21 protein-coding genes are annotated in these 19,542 nt (G+C 30.7%); 9 read left to right on the forward strand and 12 right to left on the reverse strand.

Features of this window, described 5'->3' with window-relative positions; genetic code table 11:
- Positions 1-3 precede the first annotated feature (3 nt).
- Genes A0083_RS02965 through A0083_RS02975 form a run of 3 tightly spaced genes read left to right on the forward strand, consistent with a single transcriptional unit; the run spans position 4 to position 2,299 of the window.
- Positions 4-474, forward strand: a complete 471-nt coding sequence (locus A0083_RS02965) for a GNAT family N-acetyltransferase (protein ID WP_120759505.1) — start codon at positions 4-6, stop codon at positions 472-474.
- Entirely contained in the window at positions 474-1,085 is a 612-nt protein-coding gene (locus tag A0083_RS02970; RefSeq protein ID WP_197554066.1) for a uracil-DNA glycosylase family protein, read from the forward strand. The genes A0083_RS02965 and A0083_RS02970 overlap by 1 nt, the downstream gene beginning before the upstream one ends.
- The gene (locus tag A0083_RS02975; protein ID WP_197554069.1) at positions 1,082-2,299 is read left to right on the forward strand and encodes a hypothetical protein; all 1,218 of its coding nucleotides are present in this window, start codon (positions 1,082-1,084) and stop codon (positions 2,297-2,299) included. The genes A0083_RS02970 and A0083_RS02975 overlap by 4 nt, the downstream gene beginning before the upstream one ends.
- On the opposite strand, the gene A0083_RS02980 is transcribed toward A0083_RS02975, so the two are convergent.
- Both A0083_RS02980 and A0083_RS02985 read right to left on the reverse strand, forming a co-directional pair.
- Positions 2,277-2,657, reverse strand: a complete 381-nt coding sequence (locus A0083_RS02980; RefSeq protein WP_197554072.1) for a YbgC/FadM family acyl-CoA thioesterase — start codon at positions 2,655-2,657, stop codon at positions 2,277-2,279. The two genes, A0083_RS02975 and A0083_RS02980, sit on opposite strands and share 23 nt — an antisense overlap.
- Before the next feature lie 10 nt (positions 2,658-2,667).
- Positions 2,668-4,299, reverse strand: coding sequence for a pentapeptide repeat-containing protein (locus A0083_RS02985; protein WP_197554075.1), 1,632 nt, complete (start codon positions 4,297-4,299; stop codon positions 2,668-2,670).
- 134 nt (positions 4,300-4,433) lie between these two features.
- Between A0083_RS02985 and A0083_RS02990 the strand changes: the two genes are divergently transcribed.
- Together A0083_RS02990 and A0083_RS02995 are read left to right on the forward strand one after the other, a co-directional pair.
- Positions 4,434-5,078: a thiol:disulfide interchange protein DsbA/DsbL gene (locus A0083_RS02990; RefSeq protein WP_442861589.1), complete on the forward strand. Its 645-nt coding sequence runs from the start codon at positions 4,434-4,436 to the stop codon at positions 5,076-5,078.
- 25 nt (positions 5,079-5,103) lie between these two features.
- Entirely contained in the window at positions 5,104-6,960 is a 1,857-nt protein-coding gene (locus A0083_RS02995; RefSeq protein ID WP_197554081.1) for an aryl-sulfate sulfotransferase, read from the forward strand.
- Between the two features lie 30 nt (positions 6,961-6,990).
- On the opposite strand, the gene A0083_RS03000 is transcribed toward A0083_RS02995, so the two are convergent.
- Positions 6,991-8,385 carry an anaerobic C4-dicarboxylate transporter gene (locus A0083_RS03000; RefSeq protein ID WP_120759494.1) on the reverse strand — a complete coding sequence of 465 codons (1,395 nt, stop codon included), beginning with the start codon at positions 8,383-8,385 and terminating at the stop codon, positions 6,991-6,993.
- A 125-nt stretch (positions 8,386-8,510) separates the two neighbouring features.
- A complete protein-coding gene (locus A0083_RS03005) occupies positions 8,511-9,779 on the reverse strand; it encodes a M20/M25/M40 family metallo-hydrolase (RefSeq protein WP_197554084.1) in 1,269 nt (422 codons plus the stop codon).
- 51 nt (positions 9,780-9,830) lie between these two features.
- On the opposite strand from A0083_RS03005, the gene A0083_RS03010 reads away from it, so the two are divergent.
- A complete protein-coding gene (locus A0083_RS03010) occupies positions 9,831-10,355 on the forward strand; it encodes a thermonuclease family protein (protein WP_232087570.1) in 525 nt (174 codons plus the stop codon).
- 8 nt (positions 10,356-10,363) lie between these two features.
- Positions 10,364-10,549, forward strand: a complete 186-nt coding sequence (locus A0083_RS03015) for a hypothetical protein (RefSeq protein WP_120759490.1) — start codon at positions 10,364-10,366, stop codon at positions 10,547-10,549.
- Here A0083_RS03015 and A0083_RS03020 read toward each other — a convergent pair.
- Genes A0083_RS03020 through abc-f form a run of 7 tightly spaced genes read right to left on the reverse strand, consistent with a single transcriptional unit; the run spans position 10,529 to position 17,265 of the window.
- Positions 10,529-11,086 carry a hypothetical protein gene (locus A0083_RS03020; protein WP_120759488.1) on the reverse strand — a complete coding sequence of 186 codons (558 nt, stop codon included), beginning with the start codon at positions 11,084-11,086 and terminating at the stop codon, positions 10,529-10,531. The two genes, A0083_RS03015 and A0083_RS03020, sit on opposite strands and share 21 nt — an antisense overlap.
- A gap of 2 nt (positions 11,087-11,088) precedes the next feature.
- The gene (cmoB, locus tag A0083_RS03025; RefSeq protein WP_120759487.1) at positions 11,089-11,964 is read right to left on the reverse strand and encodes a tRNA 5-methoxyuridine(34)/uridine 5-oxyacetic acid(34) synthase CmoB; all 876 of its coding nucleotides are present in this window, start codon (positions 11,962-11,964) and stop codon (positions 11,089-11,091) included.
- Between the two features lie 37 nt (positions 11,965-12,001).
- On the reverse strand, positions 12,002-12,751 hold the full coding sequence (locus A0083_RS03030; RefSeq protein WP_120759485.1) for a flagellin: 750 nt from the start codon (positions 12,749-12,751) through the stop codon (positions 12,002-12,004).
- Positions 12,752-12,784: 33 nt separating this feature from the next.
- Positions 12,785-13,252: a DUF4149 domain-containing protein gene (locus tag A0083_RS03035; protein WP_120759483.1), complete on the reverse strand. Its 468-nt coding sequence runs from the start codon at positions 13,250-13,252 to the stop codon at positions 12,785-12,787.
- Positions 13,253-13,280: 28 nt separating this feature from the next.
- Positions 13,281-14,081, reverse strand: coding sequence for a HemK/PrmC family methyltransferase (locus A0083_RS03040; RefSeq protein WP_232087579.1), 801 nt, complete (start codon positions 14,079-14,081; stop codon positions 13,281-13,283).
- On the reverse strand, positions 14,081-15,268 hold the full coding sequence (locus tag A0083_RS03045; protein ID WP_197554090.1) for a M48 family metallopeptidase: 1,188 nt from the start codon (positions 15,266-15,268) through the stop codon (positions 14,081-14,083). Before A0083_RS03045 ends, A0083_RS03040 begins: the two co-directional genes overlap by 1 nt.
- A gap of 59 nt (positions 15,269-15,327) precedes the next feature.
- Complete coding sequence (abc-f, locus tag A0083_RS03050; protein ID WP_197554093.1) at positions 15,328-17,265, reverse strand: ribosomal protection-like ABC-F family protein; 1,938 nt, start codon at positions 17,263-17,265, stop codon at positions 15,328-15,330.
- Positions 17,266-17,420: 155 nt separating this feature from the next.
- On the opposite strand from abc-f, the gene A0083_RS03055 reads away from it, so the two are divergent.
- The gene (locus A0083_RS03055; protein WP_197554096.1) at positions 17,421-18,467 is read left to right on the forward strand and encodes a metallophosphoesterase; all 1,047 of its coding nucleotides are present in this window, start codon (positions 17,421-17,423) and stop codon (positions 18,465-18,467) included.
- A complete protein-coding gene (locus A0083_RS03060) occupies positions 18,468-19,277 on the forward strand; it encodes a phosphatidylserine decarboxylase (RefSeq protein ID WP_197554099.1) in 810 nt (269 codons plus the stop codon).
- On the opposite strand, the gene A0083_RS03065 is transcribed toward A0083_RS03060, so the two are convergent.
- A complete protein-coding gene (locus A0083_RS03065; protein WP_197554102.1) occupies positions 19,252-19,542 on the reverse strand; it encodes a FlhB-like flagellar biosynthesis protein in 291 nt (96 codons plus the stop codon). The genes A0083_RS03060 and A0083_RS03065 overlap by 26 nt on opposite strands.

A 19,542-nucleotide genomic window follows, 5' to 3' on the forward strand; every position in this document is an offset into this window, starting at 1 on the left:
AATATGGGGTTTGAAATTTGCGAAAGCAAAAAAGAAGACTTAGAGATTATTTTGGGTTTGATTAAAGAACTTGCTATCCATGAAGATATGCTTGATGATGTTAAATGTAGCACTAAAGAGCTTGAAGAGTCTTTTTTTACACATCAGTATGCAAAGGCATTGAGTTTAAAAGAAGATGGTGTGATTGTAGGTTATGCTATGTATTATTATACTTTTTCATCTTTTTGGGGTTTAGGTGGGTTGTATTTAGAAGATATTTACATACAGCCACAATATAGAAAAAAAGGTTATGCAAAAGCGGTTTTTAAGTACTTAGCACAAATTTGTAAAGAAAAAAATCTCAAGCGTTTAGAATGGGTTTGCTTAAATGATAATGATTTGGGTATAGAATTTTACACTAAACTTCAAGCAAGACATATGAATGAATGGAGAACTTATCGTTTAGAAGGTGAAAATTTAGAAGCGTTGGTGTGATGAATAAGCGTAGTTTGCACTATTTAAAAGCTTTTGGCTTTGAATATTTTAATGAACAAAGAAAAATTAGACATTTGAATTTAAGCTTTAGTGAGTTAAATGAGAGGGTTAAAAACTGCAGACTTTGTCATTTTTCTAAGTTAAGAAAATACACTTTAATGGAAAAAGAAGTCAAAAATGCTAAAATTTTAATTTATCAAGCATTTATAGATAAAGAAGAAAATGAAAGTGGAAAGTTTTTTGCTTCTAAAAATAAGCAAGAGCTTTTAAAGCTTTGTAAAGAGCTTTTAAATTTAACTGAAAATGAAATATATTTTTCATATATGTTTAAATGTTTTAGTAATTTTAAATTTGATGAGCAGGCTATGAGGCTTTGTTTGCCGTATTTTTACAATGAATTAGATTTTGTAAAAACAAAGATGATTTTATGTCTTGGTAAAGAAGCATTTTTTAGTTTAGGCTTTAAGGATTTTCAAAGGTATAAAGGACAGTGTTTGCATTTTAATCACTGTTTGCTTATGCCAAGTTATGATTTGAATTTTTTAAGCAAAAATCCTAGCTTTTATGCTGAATTTTTAGAAGATATTAAAAAAATAAAAGGTTATTTATGAAAAAAAGTTTAGTTTGTATGATGGTGAGTTTTGTTTTGGTTTTAAACATCTTTGCTAAAGAACAAAAACCATCGCCCATAGAACCAAGTGATGCTTTTTATCCTAACTTAGAGTTTCAAAACTGTGACAATGAGTGTTTGTTTACTTTGTTAGAAACAGGACTTTATTTTAATTTTTTAGCAAGATTTAGTAGTGATAATGCAAATGAACTTTTAGTTAACATCTATACTAAGCTTTTAAATTCCATTGTAGATTTTGAAAAAAGAATTCAAAAAAATGCGAGTATAAAACTAGCTATTATTATACCTGAGCAAACGATTAAAAGTTATTCTAACACCATCATCAATTCAAGCATAGCATATTTACTAAGACAAAGAGCACAGATAAAAGTAAAGGTGTTTTTGATAGGCACTGAAGATGAAAGTAAAATAAGCAAAGCGCTTAAACAAGCAGAAAATGAGAAATTTAACTATATCATTGCAGGTTTTACAGAAAAAGGTGTTAAAAAATTACTCAAGGAAAAACTTGAAGCTAATGTTAAAGTTTTTATTCCTACTGCGCATAAAAGAAATTTTGATACACAAAATGAAAATGTGTATTTTGGGAGTATAGATTATCAAAAACAAATTCAAAAACTTTTAGAGTACTCCAATGGTAAAAACATCATTTTTTCAGATGGAACAGCCTTGGCTAATCGCTTAGATGAAAATGTTTTAAATGTAGGTAATGGTAGTGAGAAAATTTATACCATTAATAGTTCTAAGTTTGATTTTAGAAGCATTTTAAATCAAAACCAAAGTTTTCAAGATTCTAGTATCATTTTAAATACTTCGTTGATTAAAACAGCTTTGATAAGCTCACAAATAAGAGCTTACGATATAGAACCTTTTGTGTTATTATCGACTCAGATTAATTATAATCCTATCTTGCTAAGTTTAACGCAAATTAACGATAGAAAAAAACTTTTACTAGCAAATTCTATCTCTAATGAGGATCAAACTTTAAGCTATCTTAACGAGCTTTTTTCGCAAAATATCAACTATAATTGGATAGCGTATGCAACTAGCGTGGGGCTTGATTATTTTTATACACAATACTTAGACAAAGACTCTCAAAGAATTTTCGATGAGAGTTTAAATGATAATCAATTTGACTATAAGGTTAAAATCATTCGCTCACAAGGCTTAGGTTTTACTCCTTTGCAAGATCAGTAAAAACCTTAACTATAGCCTCATCTATAGGGGCTACTTTTTCATTTTTTAAAAAAGCTAGGGTAAAATCAGCCTCAAAAAGCTTGGTGTTTTCTTTATAAATTTCTTGTTTTATGCAAACCGAAGCTTTTTTAAGCTTTGTGATACATGTTTTTACTTCTATAAGATCCCCAAGTTTAGCGGGTTTTAAAAAGTTGCAATTTGCTTTAGTAAGTAGGAAATGTCCTGTGTTTTTGTCAAAAATTTTTGCGTTTTTTTGAAAAAAAATCTCACTTCTTGCTCTTTCGCAAAATTTTAAGTAGTTGCTATGGTATACCACTCCACCCGCATCGGTATCTTCATAGTAAATTCGCATTTGCATTTAAACTCCTTTAATTTGGTATGATAGTGTTTTTTCTTGCTGTTTTTTGCAAGGAAAAGATGATTAAACCAAAAACTATGATATAAATTGATGTGGTTAAATTTTGCCACCAGTTAAAATCATTACTTAATAAATTTGGTATTGCTAAAATCATTTTGGGTTGATTGCATAATGTTATAAAAATTATTATAGATGATATTATTATAGAAGTATTTTTTGCTTTTAAAAAAACATCAATAATAAAAAAACTTATTAATGCTATGGGATATATATACCAAATTTTTCCTATAAGTAAGATATATAAAGCTATCGTAAAAACTAGCCATTTTGCATTTAAAGCTAAATCTGTATGATGATCGCAAAGCTTGCGATAAAAGAAAAGTTGCCATTGCTCGATTGTATCTTTTAAATTTTTAATTTTTTTGTGTTTTAGTTCTAATTCTCTAGCATAAAGCTCTTGTGCTCTTAATTCTGAAGCATCGATTAGATTGTGATGAGCTATGCGGTTGCTTTTTAATTTTCTAAATAAATCTCTTAAATTTGATGGCTTTTCAAAATCATCATTTTTATTTATATTTTCTAAATTTGGTAGCTTTGTTAAATCATTGCTGTCTTTGCTTATGTCTTTAAAGTCGTATTGTATATGTTCTTGTTTTATATTAAACTGATTGGAAAAAATACAATTTATAAATTTTGGTTTGCTATCCAAAGTAGTATTGTCAAAAACTACGATATTGTTAAATATTACATTTTTAAAATTTAAATCTTTTATGTGTATGTTTTCAAAATTGACAATACCTTTAAATGTAACATTTTGAAAAAGATATGTTTGCTCTACTGTATCATTGATATTAATTGTATCACGTTTTTTACCGGAAATAAATTTAACATTATTAAATTCTACCTCACTAAATATGATTGTATTTTTAAAAAAAGAAGTGTTTATAAACCTAGCTTCACTTTCAAAACGTGCTGTGTTAAAATCAACCTTGGCTTTCAATTCTGCCCTAGTAAAAGAAGTTTTGCCTTTAAAAACTGCTTCTCTAAAATTATTTTCTATGTTCTCGTGATTTGTATACTCAGCTAAGAATTTTGTGTTTATAAATCTAGCTTCGCCTTCAAAACGCGCTATATTAAAACTCACTCTAGCTTTAAATTCTGCCTTAGCAAAAGAAGTTTTATCTTTAAAAACCGCTTCTCTAAAATTATTTTCTATATTTTCTTGATTTGTATAATCAGCTAAGAATTTTGCTTTTATAAACCTAACTTCATCTTCAAATTTTGTTAAATTAAAATCAACTTGGCTATTAAAAATCGCAGTTGTAAAGTCAATTCTTTTTTCAAAAACACATTGTTCAAAACTAACTTTTCTACGAAAGTTAAATCCTCTAGCAATGATTTGATTTTTAAAAACACAGTCTGAAAAAAATAATTCTATACTATTATCATTTGCAAAATAAATATAGTCGATTTCGCAGTTTTTTATAGTGATTTTATTTATTTGTTTTTGCTCTAGAATGTTTAAATCAATTTCACTAATGTTGGAGTTGTGAATAGTTATTGTATTCTTATTTATTTTTACATTTATATCTTTGATATTTTCTTGTATCAATATACCATAAGATTCTAGAAGCTTTTGCATTTATTTTGCCTTGTTTTATGTCTAATAAATATAAATTTTATCTAAAATGCTATAAGAAAAGCATAAAACATTCTTGATTTTATATCTTATGTTAAAATTGTATTTTAAATCATTAAAAAAGGAAAATCATGCAAGTGTTGCAAAAAATGTTTAAATTGTTAGCTATTGTAGCTTTTGTTTTTAGTGTAAATGCCAATGCGTTAAGTGAGGGTAAAGAGTATATCACCTTAAAAACACCCATCCCAAATGCACAAAATTCACTGATAGAAATTTTTTCTTATCGTTGTATTCATTGTTATAACCATCATCAATTTCACACTTTAGCAAAGGTTAAAGAGGCTTTGCCAAATTTAAAATATGATCTTTTTTCGGTAAGTTCTATGTTAGAGTATGGCGGGGCTTTAAATGAAATGTTTGCGTTAGCTTCGTTTAAGCAAAAGGCATTGGGACTAGATGTAACTAGTGAAAAAAGTTTTACTTATAAGCTTGCTGATGTGTATTTTGTAAGTCATTTTGAACAAAAGTTAAATTTGAATAATCTTGATTTGTTTTACAAAATAGGTTTAAATGCTATCGGTGCCAGCAAAGAAGAGTTGCAAAAATTTTTACAAACTAAGGAAGCTAAAGAGCTTTTAGCTGCTTATGATGTAGCTAATGAAATTTCAAGAAATTACGGTACACCTGCTTTTGTAGTAAATGGAAAATATCAAATCAACCCTGAGTATATCACTTCTTTAGAAGACTTAATCCGTATAGTTAAGGAACTTTCTGCTAAATAATTTTTAGGTTTTTAAAAGGAAAATGATGAAAATAAGTAAAATCGTAAGCAGTGTTTTGCTTGCTAGTAGCGTGGTTGTGATAGCGCCTAGTGTTTCTTTGGCTATGGGCGGACCTAGTGGTGCAAAGATCGATTGGGAAATTCAGGGAAAGATAGGAGCTATTAAGATAAATCCTTATGGCTTATCTCCACTTAGTGTGGTGATCATGGATGGTGGATACAAGCTAAGTGATGTTAGTGTGATGATAGTGCCAAAGCCAAACGGGCAGATTATATCTTATAAGGTTAGTCCTAGCAAAGTAAAAACCTATGGAGGAATTCCTATTTTTGGACTTTATCCATCATATTTAAATACAGTAAAAGTTAGTTACACTAAAACGACTTTTGGTAAAAGTGAAAAAGTAGTAGATGAGGTATATAAAATAGCAACCGGTGGAGTAAATATAGAAGCTAGCGGAAGTCTTATGCAAAGAGGTGTGCCTTTTGAAAAGGTAGAAGTGCTTAAAGTAGATAAGGGTTTTGAAGATAGGCTATACTTGGTAAACAATGCACCAGGAAGACAAAGCGGAAAAGGCTCACAAGTTGTATGGAACAATCCTGCTGGAGGTGCAATGGAGTGGGATGAGAATTCAAATGCATTTATCATTGATACTAAGGGTGAAATTCGTTGGTATTTAGATAGTGATAAATTAATGGATTGGAATAACATTTATAACCGCGGGATTATGATGGGTTTTCATCAAAATGATGATGGGGCTTTAACTTGGGGTTTTGGACAAAGATATGTAAAATATGACTTAATGGGTAGAGAAATTTTTAACCGTATTTTACCTTCTTCTTATATTGACTACTCACACTCTATGGATGATATGCAAAATGGAAACTATCTTTTAAGGGTGGCTTCTGCTAATGTAAAACGCCCTGATGGTAAAAATGTACGCTCGGTGCGTGATGTGATAGTGGAGGTTGATAAAAATGGCAATGTAGTAGATGAGTGGAGATTGTTTGAAATTTTAGATCCATACAGATCAAATATTATAAAAGCTTTAGATCAAGGCGCAGTTTGTTTAAATATAGATGCGAGTAAAGCAGGGGTTACTTTGAGTGATGAGGATTTGGCTAAAATGGATGTGAGTGATTCTTTTGGCGATATAGCAGGTACTGGAGTAGGTCGCAACTGGGCGCATGTAAATAGTGTAGATTATGATCCAAGTGATGATAGTATCATCATTTCAAGTCGCCATCAAAGTGCTATTATAAAAATAGGACGTGATAAAAAAGTAAAATGGATACTAGGAGCACACAAAGGATGGATGGAAAAATATAAAAAAGCACTTTTACAACCTATTGATAAAAATGGCAAAAAAATAGTTTGTGAAGACGAGTATAGTAAATGTCCAGGCTATAAAAATGATGAAGGTGGATTTGACTTCACATGGACACAACACACTGCTTTTAGAATAGATGAAAAATCTGATAAAAGATATGTTTACATCACAGCTTTTGATAATGGCGATGCAAGGGGTATAGAACAACCTGTTTTTGCTTCGATGAAATACTCAAGAGCAGTGGTATACAAAATAGACCAAAAAAATAAAACCGTAGAGCAAATTTGGGAGTATGGAAAACAAAGAGGTAATGAATGGTTTTCACCTGTTACTTCTTTAACTGAATATCACAAAGATAAAAATTCCATTGTGGTGTATAGCGCAAATGCAGGAATGACTTTTGATCTTAATAAAGGAATTGCAATAGGCGAGCCTAAACCTGAAATTGATGAGTTTAAATGGGGAGCTAAAGAACCTTCTGTGCAAATTCGTTTTAGTGGAGCAAGTACAGGGTATCAGGCTATGCCTATTGATCTTATAAAAGCATTTTGGTGAAAAAAAGGGCTTTAAGCCCTTTTTTGTTACTTACAGATAACCTGCATTTAAGGCTAAAAAATACCCCACAATACATGAAACAATAACACCAATTAAACCTGGCAAAATAAAACTGTGGTTGATGATGAATTTACCTATTTTTGTTGTGCCTGATCTATCAAATTGTATAGTAGCAAGATCGCTTGGATAAGTTGGTAAAATATAATATCCATAGCAAGCTGCTGCAAAAGCAATGATGATACCTGGTTCAACCCCAATACCTAAAGCAAGTGGCACAAAAGCCGCGATTGCTGCTGCTTGAGAATTGACAAATTTAGAGATTAAAAGCAACATGAGTGCGTAAGTCCAAGGGTGTTCTTTTACGATGTCACCTAAAAATGTTTTCATCATAGGAGTATGTACTGCAAACATAGTATCTGCCATCCAAGAAATTCCAAAAACGGCCACCAAAGCGATCATACCCGATTTAAAAATTTCGTTTTTGGCTATTTTGCTTGTATCAAGTTTGGTAAAGATGATTAACGCAGCACCTGCTAAAAGCATAAAAATTTGTATTGTTGCTACCATATTCATAGGTTTGCTAACACCTTTGGAGGTAAATTGCGGTCTAAGTTCAGGAAAAGCTCCTAGTATAGCTACTATAGCAATAGCACCTAAGAAAATCCACATCGCCACCCATTGTATGGTTGGAAGTGTTTGTCCAAGAAGGGTTTTGCTATCACCATAGATGTATTCTTTTTGCTCTAGATCTTTGATCTTAGTTTGAAAGTCCGCATCTTTATCAAGATCTTTTCCTCTAAACCAAGAAAAAATACCTATAGCTAAAACACCTACCAAAGTAGAAGGTATAGTAATAGCAAGCAAATCAACATAACCATCAAATCCTGCTAAAGGGTGTTTGTTGATTTCTGGGTTAAGAAGTAGTGCGGTTAAGCTTACAACAGCAACTGAAACAGGGCTTGCGATAATGCCAAGTTGAGATGAAACGCTAGAAGCTGCCATAGGTCTTTCAGGGCGAATACCATTTTTGATCGCAATATCATAAATAATAGGCATCATAGTATAAACAACATGACCAGTTCCGCACAACATAGTAAGAATACAGGTGACAAAAGGCGCTAAAATGGTTAAAAATTTAGGATTTTTTCTCAGAATTTTTTCCGCAACTTGTAACATTACATCTAAGCCGCCACTTGCTTGCAAGGTTGCGCTAGCAATAACTACTGCCAAAATGGTTAGCATTACATCAATAGATGGTTTTCCAGGCGCTACGTTAAAACCAAAACTTAAAACCAATAAACCTATACCACCTAGCAAACCTAAGGCTATTCCGCCTTTTTTAGCTCCATAAAAAAGACAAACGAGAACAACAATAAGCTGAATGCTAAATTGAATGCCTTCGCTAAGGTTTGTTAATACCTCCATGATTTTCTCCTTTATAGTCAAATCATGAGAGTATAATCTAAAGCATATTAATAGTAAATAAATTATTTAGTTTTTTAAATAAATGTTTACCAATATTTTAAATAAATTAAAATATTGGTCGAAGTTTATTGGTATTTTTTTAAAATATTAAACAAGATTGTGGAAATTTTTTCAATAGAAGCTATTTCACATTTTTCATCTGTTGAATGTGGGCTATGTATATTTGGACCTATGGAGCAGCATTCTAAAGGTTGCTTTTCGCTGATGATGCCGCATTCTAAACCCGCATGTATAGTGTAAAGTTTAGCATTTGGATTTTCTTTTTTAAAATAACTTAAAATTTCTTCACCAAATTGCGTATCTTTATTCACCCACGGTGGATAAAAATTTGCACTAGAGACAGTGCAATTTTGCATTTTAAAATAGGTTAAAGTTTCAAGTTCAATATGGTGGAGTTCTTGTAAGTCATTAGATCTTGCAAAAAGTTCAAAATGAAATTTTTCATCTTTTTCATAAGCTAGCGAAAGGTTAATGCTTGTTTGAACTAAATTTAACTGATGATTAAAAGTTCTAACGCCTTGTGCAAAAGCATTGATAAGATCTAAAATTTTTTGAGAATTTTTATAGTATTTTCTTTTGATTTTACCTAAATAATTAATCTTAAAATGCTCATTTTCTTTTGGAGGAGTGTCAAAAAAAGCTATGATTTTTGCGTGTTTTGGTATAGAGTTAATCCTTTCTCCTGCTTTAAATTCACAAATAGTTGCTTTGTTTTTAGCTAGAAAATATCCTGCTTCTTTGATGGAAGTTTTGATGTTTTTGATGATGTCAATTCCTGAGTGCCCACCTTTGAAATTAATCGCTTCTAATTCGTAGCACTCTCCTTCTTTTTCATCTATTTCTAAATCAAAACTCGCAAAAATATCAACACCACCTGCACAGCCTATAACTACTTCATTATCGCTTTCATGATCTAAATTTAAAAGTTTGTTTGCGATTAAAGTATGTTTGAGGTTGTTTACACCGCAAAGCCCCACTTCTTCATCGTTGGTAAAAAGGCATTCGATATTATCAAAGTCTTTTAAGGCTTGCATCATTAAAGAAACTCCTATGCCATTATCTGCACCTAGGCTTGAATTTTTAGCTTTTAAATATCCATCATCTTCATACATTTGTATATTAGGTGCTTCTCCCATGCAAACCATATCATAATGGCTTTGTAGGCAAATTTTAGGCTTACCTTTGTATGCATGGATATTACCCGCTTCATCGATACTTACATGGCAGTTATGTTCTTTGGCAAAATCAACAAGAAAATTTTTCAGCGCTTGAGTGTTAAAACTACAATGCGGTATTTGAGTAATTTGTTTAAAATTTTGTATAATTTCTTGCATACTTTCTCCTTTTTGATATATTATGGCATATTTTTATTAGATGAGGTTTAAATGAAAATTTCTAAAAAGCAAATTGACTTACTAATAATGCTTTTAAAAGATCCAAAGAAATTTTTAATAGCACTTTTTTTGATTGCTTTTGCTTATGTTTTAAACTATGATGAGAATGCCTATATTCAAGCCAAAATTACGCGCGTGATAGATGGAGACACACTTGAAGCTACTTATAAAGATGAAAAACTTAAAATCAGACTTTTTGGCATTGATGCGCCTGAGAGCGATCAAGCTTATGGAAAAATGGCAACGCAGTTTTTAAGCGCTATTGTGCTAAAAAAGGAGGTTACTTTAAGCGTGAAAGATGAGGATAAATATGGTAGAATTTTAGCAATTGTATATTTAAACGACAAAGATATTAATCAGGTTATGGTTAAAAATGGCTTTGCTTGGGCTTATGAGTATTATAGCGATTTGTATCTAGATGAGCAAAATTATGCTAAAGAGCATAAAAAAGGTTTATGGGTGGATGAGGATCCTATAGAGCCTTATAAATGGCGAAAACAAATTAGATTAAAATAAGGTGTAAAATGCTAAAAAAAGTATTATTATTAGGTTGTGTGTTTTGGTTTTTAAATGGATGTTTTGTAAATGAAAGAGGGGTGTCTAATCGCTTTTATGATGATTGCAAAGAATACTATGACGCAAGCGGGACCTATCATAAAGAATGCCCAAAGAATTGGGTGGATTTACCCTTAACCCCCGATTCCTTTTAAAACAGCATTTAATTCCTCTTGTGATGCTTCTTGTTTAGCAGGCTCTTGTTGGTTTTGGCTATTTGCTGCTTGAGTTTGTTTGAGTTTAAATATATGATCTTCTGTAGTTACAACTTGAAAAGAAGCATCAAAGATTTTAATTTCATTAACAAAACCTGCTACTTTTACTTCTCTTTTTCTAGAGTCATCGCTAAACAAAGCACTTGCTTCAAGGTTTAAAATATCTCCAACTTTCAAGGGTGCATAAAAAAAGCTTCTTGAGCCTATTAAGACGCTAAATTCTTTATTGATTGCTGCTTGAGCTATATAGTTTGCTGCATTAAAAACAAAACCACTATGCACTAAACCTAGCTCATCTACTGCCATTTCATGTGTTGTGATCAAAATGCCTTTAGCGTAGTTTTTTTCAATGTGTGAAATACTTCCTGCTAGGGTATTGTTAATACCAGGACAAGTGATAAGTTCTGATTTAATACGGTTTAATTCTTCAGGGTCTATTAATTCTTCTATACTAACAGCACTTGCAGTTCTTGCCATTTCTACACCTTTAATTTAACATAAACTCTTTTTGGTGCTTCATAGCCTTCGCAGGTTAAATTTGAATTTTGCTGATCCAAAAATTGATCCAAAGAATAAGAGTCAATCCATTCTGTTTTTCTTTGCTCTAAAAGATCAGTTTGCTTGGTTGCTATTACTTCAAATTCGCTAAACCCGGCTCTATAACACCAATTTCTTAAACCCAATATCGACGGAATGAAAAAAATATTTGGTATTTTTGAATAAGTTTTTTCAGGAATGAGTGCAATTTCTCTCTCATCTTCTATATACATGGTATCTAAAAAAACTACACCACCTTTATTTAAAGACTGTTTGAGTTGCTTTAGCATTGCTATAGGATCGCTACGATGATAAATCACCCCAAGGCAAAAAATTACATCAAATTTTATACTATAATTTGGCACATCAGCCACCCCTAAAAGTTCATATTGTATAGGAGTTTTTGCGATAGAATTAAGTAATAAAAATTGTAAATAATATTTAATCGAAGGATCAAAACCTATTAGTTTTAAAGGGTTAAATTCAAGCATCTTAAACATATAGTAGCCGTTATTGCAGCCAATATCGGCAACAACCTTGTTTTCAATACATGGCATATGTTCTTTTAAAATATTAAATTTAACAAAACTTTGCCATTCTGTATCGATAAATAAATCATTGATTTTAAAAGGACCTTTACGCCAAGGTTTTAAATCTAAAGCGATTTCTTTGATGGTTTTAGTTAAATTTGTGTCACAATATATATCAAAACTATCATTGATTTGGTAGTTTGAAATTTGAATTTTTGTGCTAAGTTTTTGAATTTTTTCATATAAAGGGTGTTTTAAAACTTGCTTTGTCAAAGCATTATCTTGCATATTTTTCCTTGAAAAACTCCCGGTGGGAGTTTTGTTGTTATTGAAGTAAGCTTGCTAGTTTAGTTTGTAGCATGATATTTGAATGTGCATTTGCAAATAAAGCCGCATTTTCTTTAAGATAATTTGCGTTAAAGTCATTGATGTTTTGTGCTAAGTCGTTATTTTGTAAATTAGACTCGGCTTCTTTTGTATTGATACTAGTTTGCAAAGATGAATTAATATTGGCTTGTATCGCATTAATACCCGCACCAATGTCTGCGCGTAAAGAACCTACTTGATCTTGAAAATCACGAATGCTTTCTTGATTTTCAAGACTTAAGTTAGCGGTGCTTGGTTGATTTAAGTTGATATTTTCAACTCCAGCTCCTACAACAAAATCCATACTTTGGAAAACATTTTTTCCATTGTAGGTGGCATTAGAAAATGCATCATTAATTGAGCTAACTAGTCTGCTTGCTTCGGTATTTAGCATGCTTTTTTGTCTATCATTTAATGCCGCATTGTTTGAGCGTACTGAAAGCTCATTTAGTCTATCTGCGCTAGCTGAAATATTATTTAAAGTAGAATCAGCAATTTGCAAAACACCTACTGAATCATAAGCATTTAAAATACCTTGATCAATAGTGCTGTATTGACTTCTTAAGGTGTCGGCTATAGCCATATTAGACCCATCAGTTCCATCAATAGCGCGTATTGCGGCTACATTTTCTAAAGCTTTTTCTTGATTTTTTTGAGCTTGGTTGAGATAGTGATTTTGTTGAGTTGTTCCTACATCGCTTATTTTCATCTTTGACTCCTTTTAAAGACTTAATTTATTATATCACTTTTTTGTTTTAAAATTTAAGAAAAACAAAACTACTTGCGATAACATGATAATTTTCATCACAACTTCACTTGCGCTGTGAATTTTTACAAATTCTTTAGTCTTAGTTGCTTCTTCTCCTAAACTTTGTGCTTCTAAAACATAAGCAGTGAAGTAAAATATGAAAAGCAAACTTAGTGCCAAAATGATCAAAGAAAGCATAAATTTTGAAAAATTTATTTTAAAAGTCAAATTTTTATCTCTAAAAGAGAAAATTTCCATAAGTAAAGACAAAATACTAACACCTAATAAAACATAGCCAAATTGCACAAAAATGTGCGTCATTAAAATTCCGCTTTGAAAATGATTCAAAACTCCATCGCCTATAAATTTGGCAGGGTAAAATATAGTAGGAGCTAGTAAGACACCTATGCTAATTTCAATACCAACTAAACCTGCGAGTAAAAATAAATATATAGATTTCATGATATTCTCCTATGTAAGTGATTATAGTTTAATATTTTAAATTCCACGCTACAAAAGCTCTATCAAAGCCACTATAATCTTTATAAAAAGAAGCTTTAAAGCCATTTTCTTCTAAAAGTTTTTGTAGGATTGTTTTTTGATCATATCCAAATTCACATGCTAACACTTTTGCGTTTTGATTTTTTGCAAAGAGAATGATTTCATGTAGAATTTCCCAGCCATTATCTCCGCCAAATAAAGCATTATGCGGTTCATTTTGCACCCATTTATCTAAAGGATAATCATTTTTAATATAAGGAGGATTGGAAAAAATAAAGTCGAAATTTCCTTGTATATTTTTAAAATCACAAAGTTGAAAATCAATCTTATTTGAAACACCGTGAAAATCTGCATTTTTTTTTGCAAGCTCTAGTGCTTTTTTGTTGATATCACAAGCATGGATATGATTTTTTTTAAGTTTTGCTAAGCATATGCTCAAAATTCCGCTACCAAAACCTATTTCAAGTATGTTTTTAAAAGTATGATGTTCAAGTATTTCTAAACATTTTTCAAGTAATACCTCACTATCAAAACGCGGAATTAACACTCCTTTTTCTACAAAAAAATCTAAACCGTAAAATTGTGTTTTTTGAAATAAATATTCAAAGGGTTCACCATGTAAAAATTTGTCAACATAGTCAAAAAAAATTTTTTCATCAATTTGAAAATCAGGATTTAAAAAAATCCAAGCTTTATCTTTTTGCAAAAGTTCACAAAGAATAAAAAGGATATATTCTTTGTGAGTGGGATCTTTTGTATAAGCTTGTTTTAGAGCTTGATGGATAGAAATCATTGTAAAGCTTTGATCCTATCATAAATGCAAGGGTGGCTTAAGTGAAAAAAAGTATAAATTTTACTTGTTTTAACAAAGGCTTTATTTTCTTTTGCTAAAGCTATCAGTGCATTCTTCATGTCTTCTTTAGAACTTAGTTTGGCCCCGTGCAAGTCTGCATTAAATTCATTTATTTGACTCATTTTATTAAGTAATGGAGAAAAAATAAAAGCAAGGATATTTCCAAAGATTAATAAAAGAGCAAAAACTCCAGCATTTACTCCATCTAAATGACTTTCTTTATAAAAAAAGTTTGGCAAGTGCGCAAAAGCAAAAAATAAAACAAAAAGCATTAAAGCACTAGCTGCTAAGGTTTTTAATAAATCCTTATGTACAAAATGTCCTAGTTCGTGCCCTAAAACCGCGATGAGTTCTTTTTCTTTTAGGGCATTTAAAAGTGTGTCAAAAAGCACCACTCTTTTACTTTTAAATAAACCGCCAAAATAAGCATTTAATCTTTTATCTCTTTTACTCGCATCGATCACATATACACCGTTTGCGCTAAAACCGCATTTTTGCATTAAATTTGTGATTTTTTCTAATAAATTTTCATCTTCAAGTTTTTTCATTTTATTAAACATTGGCGCGATAAGAGTAGGGTAGATGAGGTTTATGATCAGTATGATGATAAAACTTAGCGCAAAAGCAACTATCCACCAATATGTACCAAAAAATTCAAAGCAAAATACTAAAGCATAAATGATTAAAAAACCAAAAATAAGCATCAGTGCAAGAGATTTAATACTGTCTTTGATAAAAAGTGTTAAAGTCATATTGGAAAAGCCATGTTTTTTGTCTTTTATGAAGCTCTCATAGTAACTAAGTGGTAAATTTAAAATGCTAATTATAAGTAAAAAAGCAAGTAAAAATAAAGTATTTTCTAAAGTCGAATTTTCTTTGATGAAAATTTCTTTTAAATATAAAAAACCAAAAGCAATCCAAGAAATATTGATTATCAGATTGTAAAGGCTGGAAAAGATTTTGTATTTTTCATTTTCTATGGCAATATTCGCAGCATTTTTATAATCATGTTCTTCTAAAATAACTGCTTGTTTTTCTCTTTCTTTTTTTAAAAATGCAATTTGCATATAAGAGATGAAAATTAAAAAAGCTGTATATAAACATAAAATAGTTATCAAAGTCATTGTTTTTCCTTAAATAAATTTGAGTAATTTTATCTTATTTAAAATATATAAGGTAAATATCAATCTACACTTTCACTTTTTTCTAAAACTTCAAAATACGCCTCTTCTAAGATACTTAATTCATTTTCTAAAGTATTTAGCTTTTCATATAGGGTGTTTATGCCTAGTTCTTGATAGATTGCAGGATTGCTTAGAGCGTTTTTGAGCTCTTTGATTTCTTCTTCTAGTTTATGAATTTTATCAGGATATGAGTTTAAAATTTCATTTTCTTTATAGCTTAGTTTTTTACTTGATTTTTCTTTTGTTTTTACGCTTGTTGTGGTGTTTGTTTCCAAGTTTTTGGAAAATTCTTCAAAGTCTTTGTATTCTTTTTCATTTTCTAAATATTCACTATAAGAAAGAACTTCTATATTGATATTGGCATTTTCTTCAAAAGCATAAAGTTTAGTTGCGATTTTATCAACAAAATATCTATCGTGTGATACAAGCAAAATCGCACCTTCGAAAGAAAGCAAATATTCTTCTAAGATATTAATCGTAGCTATATCTAAATCATTTGTTGGTTCATCTAAAACTAACACATCATATTCTTTAGTAAAAAGTAAAGCTAGAGCAACTCTGTTTTTCTCTCCCCCGCTTAAAACACTTACGCTTTGTTCTAAAAATTCTTTTGGAAATAAAAATTGTTTTAAATACCCATAAACATGCATATTTTTACCACGCACTTGAATATGATCACCACCATTGGGGCAAAAAATTTCTAAAAGTTTTTTATCGGTATTGAGTAAGCTTCTACTTTGGTCAAAATATCCTATCTTGACTTCACCTCTTTTAATCTCTCCACTATCTAGTGGAATTTGATCAAGTAAAATTTTTAAAAAAGTAGATTTCCCGCATCCGTTTTTCCCTACTATGGCTATGCGTTCGCCTTGTAAAATTCTTGCATTGAAGTCTTTAAATAATACTTTATTTGCTATGGATTTTGAGATATTTTTAAGTTCAAAAAGCATTTTTTTGCGGTTTTGGCTTTGGACTTGGTTAAAGTTTTTACTTGCTCTTTTGATTTCAAGTTGTAAACGTTTTATAGCTCCTGGATTTTTTTTAGCTTCTTCGCGCATTTTAAAAATTCGTTCTTTGCGTCCCTCGTTACGCTTTAATCTAGCTTTAACTCCTCTTCTTAGCCATTCTTCTTCGCTTTTTAATTGTTTAAGCAGGGTTTCATGGCTTTTTGCTAAAGATGCTAAAATAGCTGCTTTTTTTTCTAGATATTGTGTGTATCCGCCTTCAAAAATACTTAGTTTTCCTGCTTCTATTTCAACGCATTTTTGTGCTATTGCATCGATAAAATATCTATCGTGCGAAATAAAAATCACACACATTTTTGAAGCTTTTAGTCTTTCTTCTAAAAAGCTACTCATATAGACATCTAGGTGGTTAGTTGGCTCATCAAGCAATAATATATCAGGATTTTTAAGTAAAAGCGTACAAAGCCCCACACGTCTAATCTCGCCTCCGCTTAGAGAGCAAAGTGCTCGGTCTTTGTATTCTTCTAGTTTAAATTCTTCTAAAATTCTTTGTATTTTTTGATCTAAATTCCAAGCATCTTTTGAATCAATGAGCAGGCTTAATTCATCTACTTTTTTTAGATATTCTTTGTTGTGCGGTTCAAGAGCTAGTTTTTCATTGTAATTTTCAAATTCTTTTAAAGCTTTATAAATTTCTTCTAGTTCTTTTTTAATTGCTTCATTTACGCTTAAAGTGCTTTCAAAGCTTACTTGTTGACTTAGCATGCCTATGCTAATATTATTTTGCCTAATCACTCTGCCGCTGTCAAGTTTCAAACTTCCTATTAGGGCTTTTAAAAAACTTGATTTTCCTTCGCCATTTTTGCCGATTATGGCGATTTTCTCTCCCATGTTTGCACTAAAATTTGCGTTTTCTAAGACAATTTTTGTATTAAATTTTTTACTTGCATCGATTAAATCTATTAAAGCCAAGGTTTTTTCCTGAATGTTTTTTGCGATTTTACTTTAAAAAGTATTAATTTTGCTTAAATATAATTGCCATTATGAAAGTGTTTATATTTTTTGGTTTATTGATTACATTTTTTGCTTTGGCAAATTGGTATATTTATAAAAGATTTTTATCCAGAGTGGATTTTTTAAAACCTTATAAAAAAATGATTTTGGGTTTTATTTTTGTTGTTTTTTTATGTGAGTTGGTTTTTTTTGTAAGTATGCGCGAGGCTATTTTACATGAAAAAGTTTATTATTTTTTAGCTATTTTTCCTGCTATAACTTGCTTTTTCTTGCTTTTTGCTTTAATATATGAGTGCGGTTCTTGGGCTTTTTTTAACAAAAACAAAAAAGAGCAAATTTTTAGTGCACCAAGAAGGAAATTTTTAAAGCTGATATTTGATTCATGGCTTATTATACTTAGTGTGAGTATGGTTTTTAAAGGTTTTGTAAATGCTGTGAGTATCCCTAAGGTTAAAGAAGTGGATATAAATATCAAAAACCTAAAAGAAGACTTAAATATAGCTTTGTTAACAGATGTGCATTTGGGTAAAAATTTAGGTGAAGATTTTTTAAAAGCATTGATTGATAAGGTAAATGCCTTAAATGTTGACATGGTGGTTATTGCTGGAGATTTAATTGATGCAGATATTGCTAGTATACCTTATGTTCACTTGTTGGAAAATTTTAAATCAAAATATGGCACTTATTATGTTTATGGAAATCATGAGTATTATAACCATATTGAAGCTATAGGGCAAAAATTAAAAACACTGAAAAATTTTAAAGTTTTAGAAGATGAAAGTATTGATTTTGGTGAATTTACCTTAAGTGGGACTTTGGATTTAAGTGCTAAGCGTTTGGGTTTTAAAGAAAGTGATATAGAAAAAATCAAAACTCAAATCGATCAAGAAAAAGTTAATATTTTAATCACACATCAGCCAAAATACGTAAAAACCTATGATGTAAGTGGGTTTGATTTAATTTTATCAGGACATACGCATGCAGGGCAAATTTTTCCTTTTTCTTTGCTTGTGTATTTAGAGCAAGGCTTTGTATACGGGCTCTATCAGCTTAGTAAGGATAGTTTGCTTTATGTTAGTAGCGGTGCTGGTTTTTGGGGTCCTGCGGTAAGATTTTTAGCACCTAGTGAAATTGCTTTGATTAGATTAAAAGGAGAATAAATGGGTCTTAGTAATAGCGCTTCAAAAGTATTTGGAGTGATAGCAAAATACAAATTTCCAAAAATAATCCAAAAAAATATTAACAAAGCTTATGTGAATGCTTTTCATATTGATATGAGTGAATTTAAGCCTTTGGAAGAATATGAAAGCTTAAATGCTTTGTTTACAAGAAGCTTGCTTAATGAAAGAGAGTTAGAAGAAGCTTTTATAAGTCCAAGCGATGGTAAAATTTTAGAACTTGGAAGTAGTTTTCAAAACGACTTTAAAGAAAATTTGGCTTTTAGTATTAAGGGTTCAAGCTATAGTATAGAAGAACTTTTGAAAAATTCAGCCAAAAAAGAAGAATTAGAAAACGGCATTGATTATGCAAATATTTATTTATCTCCAAAAGATTACCACCACTACCATGCACCTTGCGATATGCAAATTTTAAGCGCTACTTATGTAAGCGGGGCTTTATTTAGTGTGAGTGAGACAAAGCTTGCAAAAATCATCAATCTTTATACAAGAAATGAAAGAGTGATTTTAAAGTGTTTAATAGAAGGAAAATTTATCCTTTGGATGGTTTTTGTAGGTGCGTTAAATGTAGGCAAAATGCACTTTACATTTGATACTAGCATACAAACTAATGCTGCTAATTTTGATTTTACGCATACTTATGAAGATCTTTTTGTGAAAAAAGGCCAAAGACTTGGAAATTTTGAACTAGGTTCTACGATAGTTTTAATTGCACAAAAGGGCCATTTAAAATGGAGTAAAAATACCTATGAACCGGTTTGGTTTGCTAAGAAGATTGCGGACTTTGTTTAGTCTCATCTTCATTAGCCACCTTGTATAAAAAGGCAAAAATTTCAGCCACAGCCTTGTACATATTAGGTGGAATTTCATCACCTAGATCAAGCTTACTTAAAACTTCCACTAAATCTTTATCTTCTTTTATAGGGATACCATTTTCTTTGGCTAGGGAAATGATTTTGGTGGCATTTTCTCCTTTAGCGTTGGCTAGAATTTTAGGTGCATTTTGGTCTTCTTTATTATAACCTAGCGCAACCGCTTTTTTTGTTTTTTTAGCCAT

Origin of the sequence: Campylobacter sp. 2014D-0216, from assembly GCF_014931215.1 — a bacterium.
Taxonomy (GTDB): Bacteria; Campylobacterota; Campylobacteria; order Campylobacterales; family Campylobacteraceae; genus Campylobacter_D.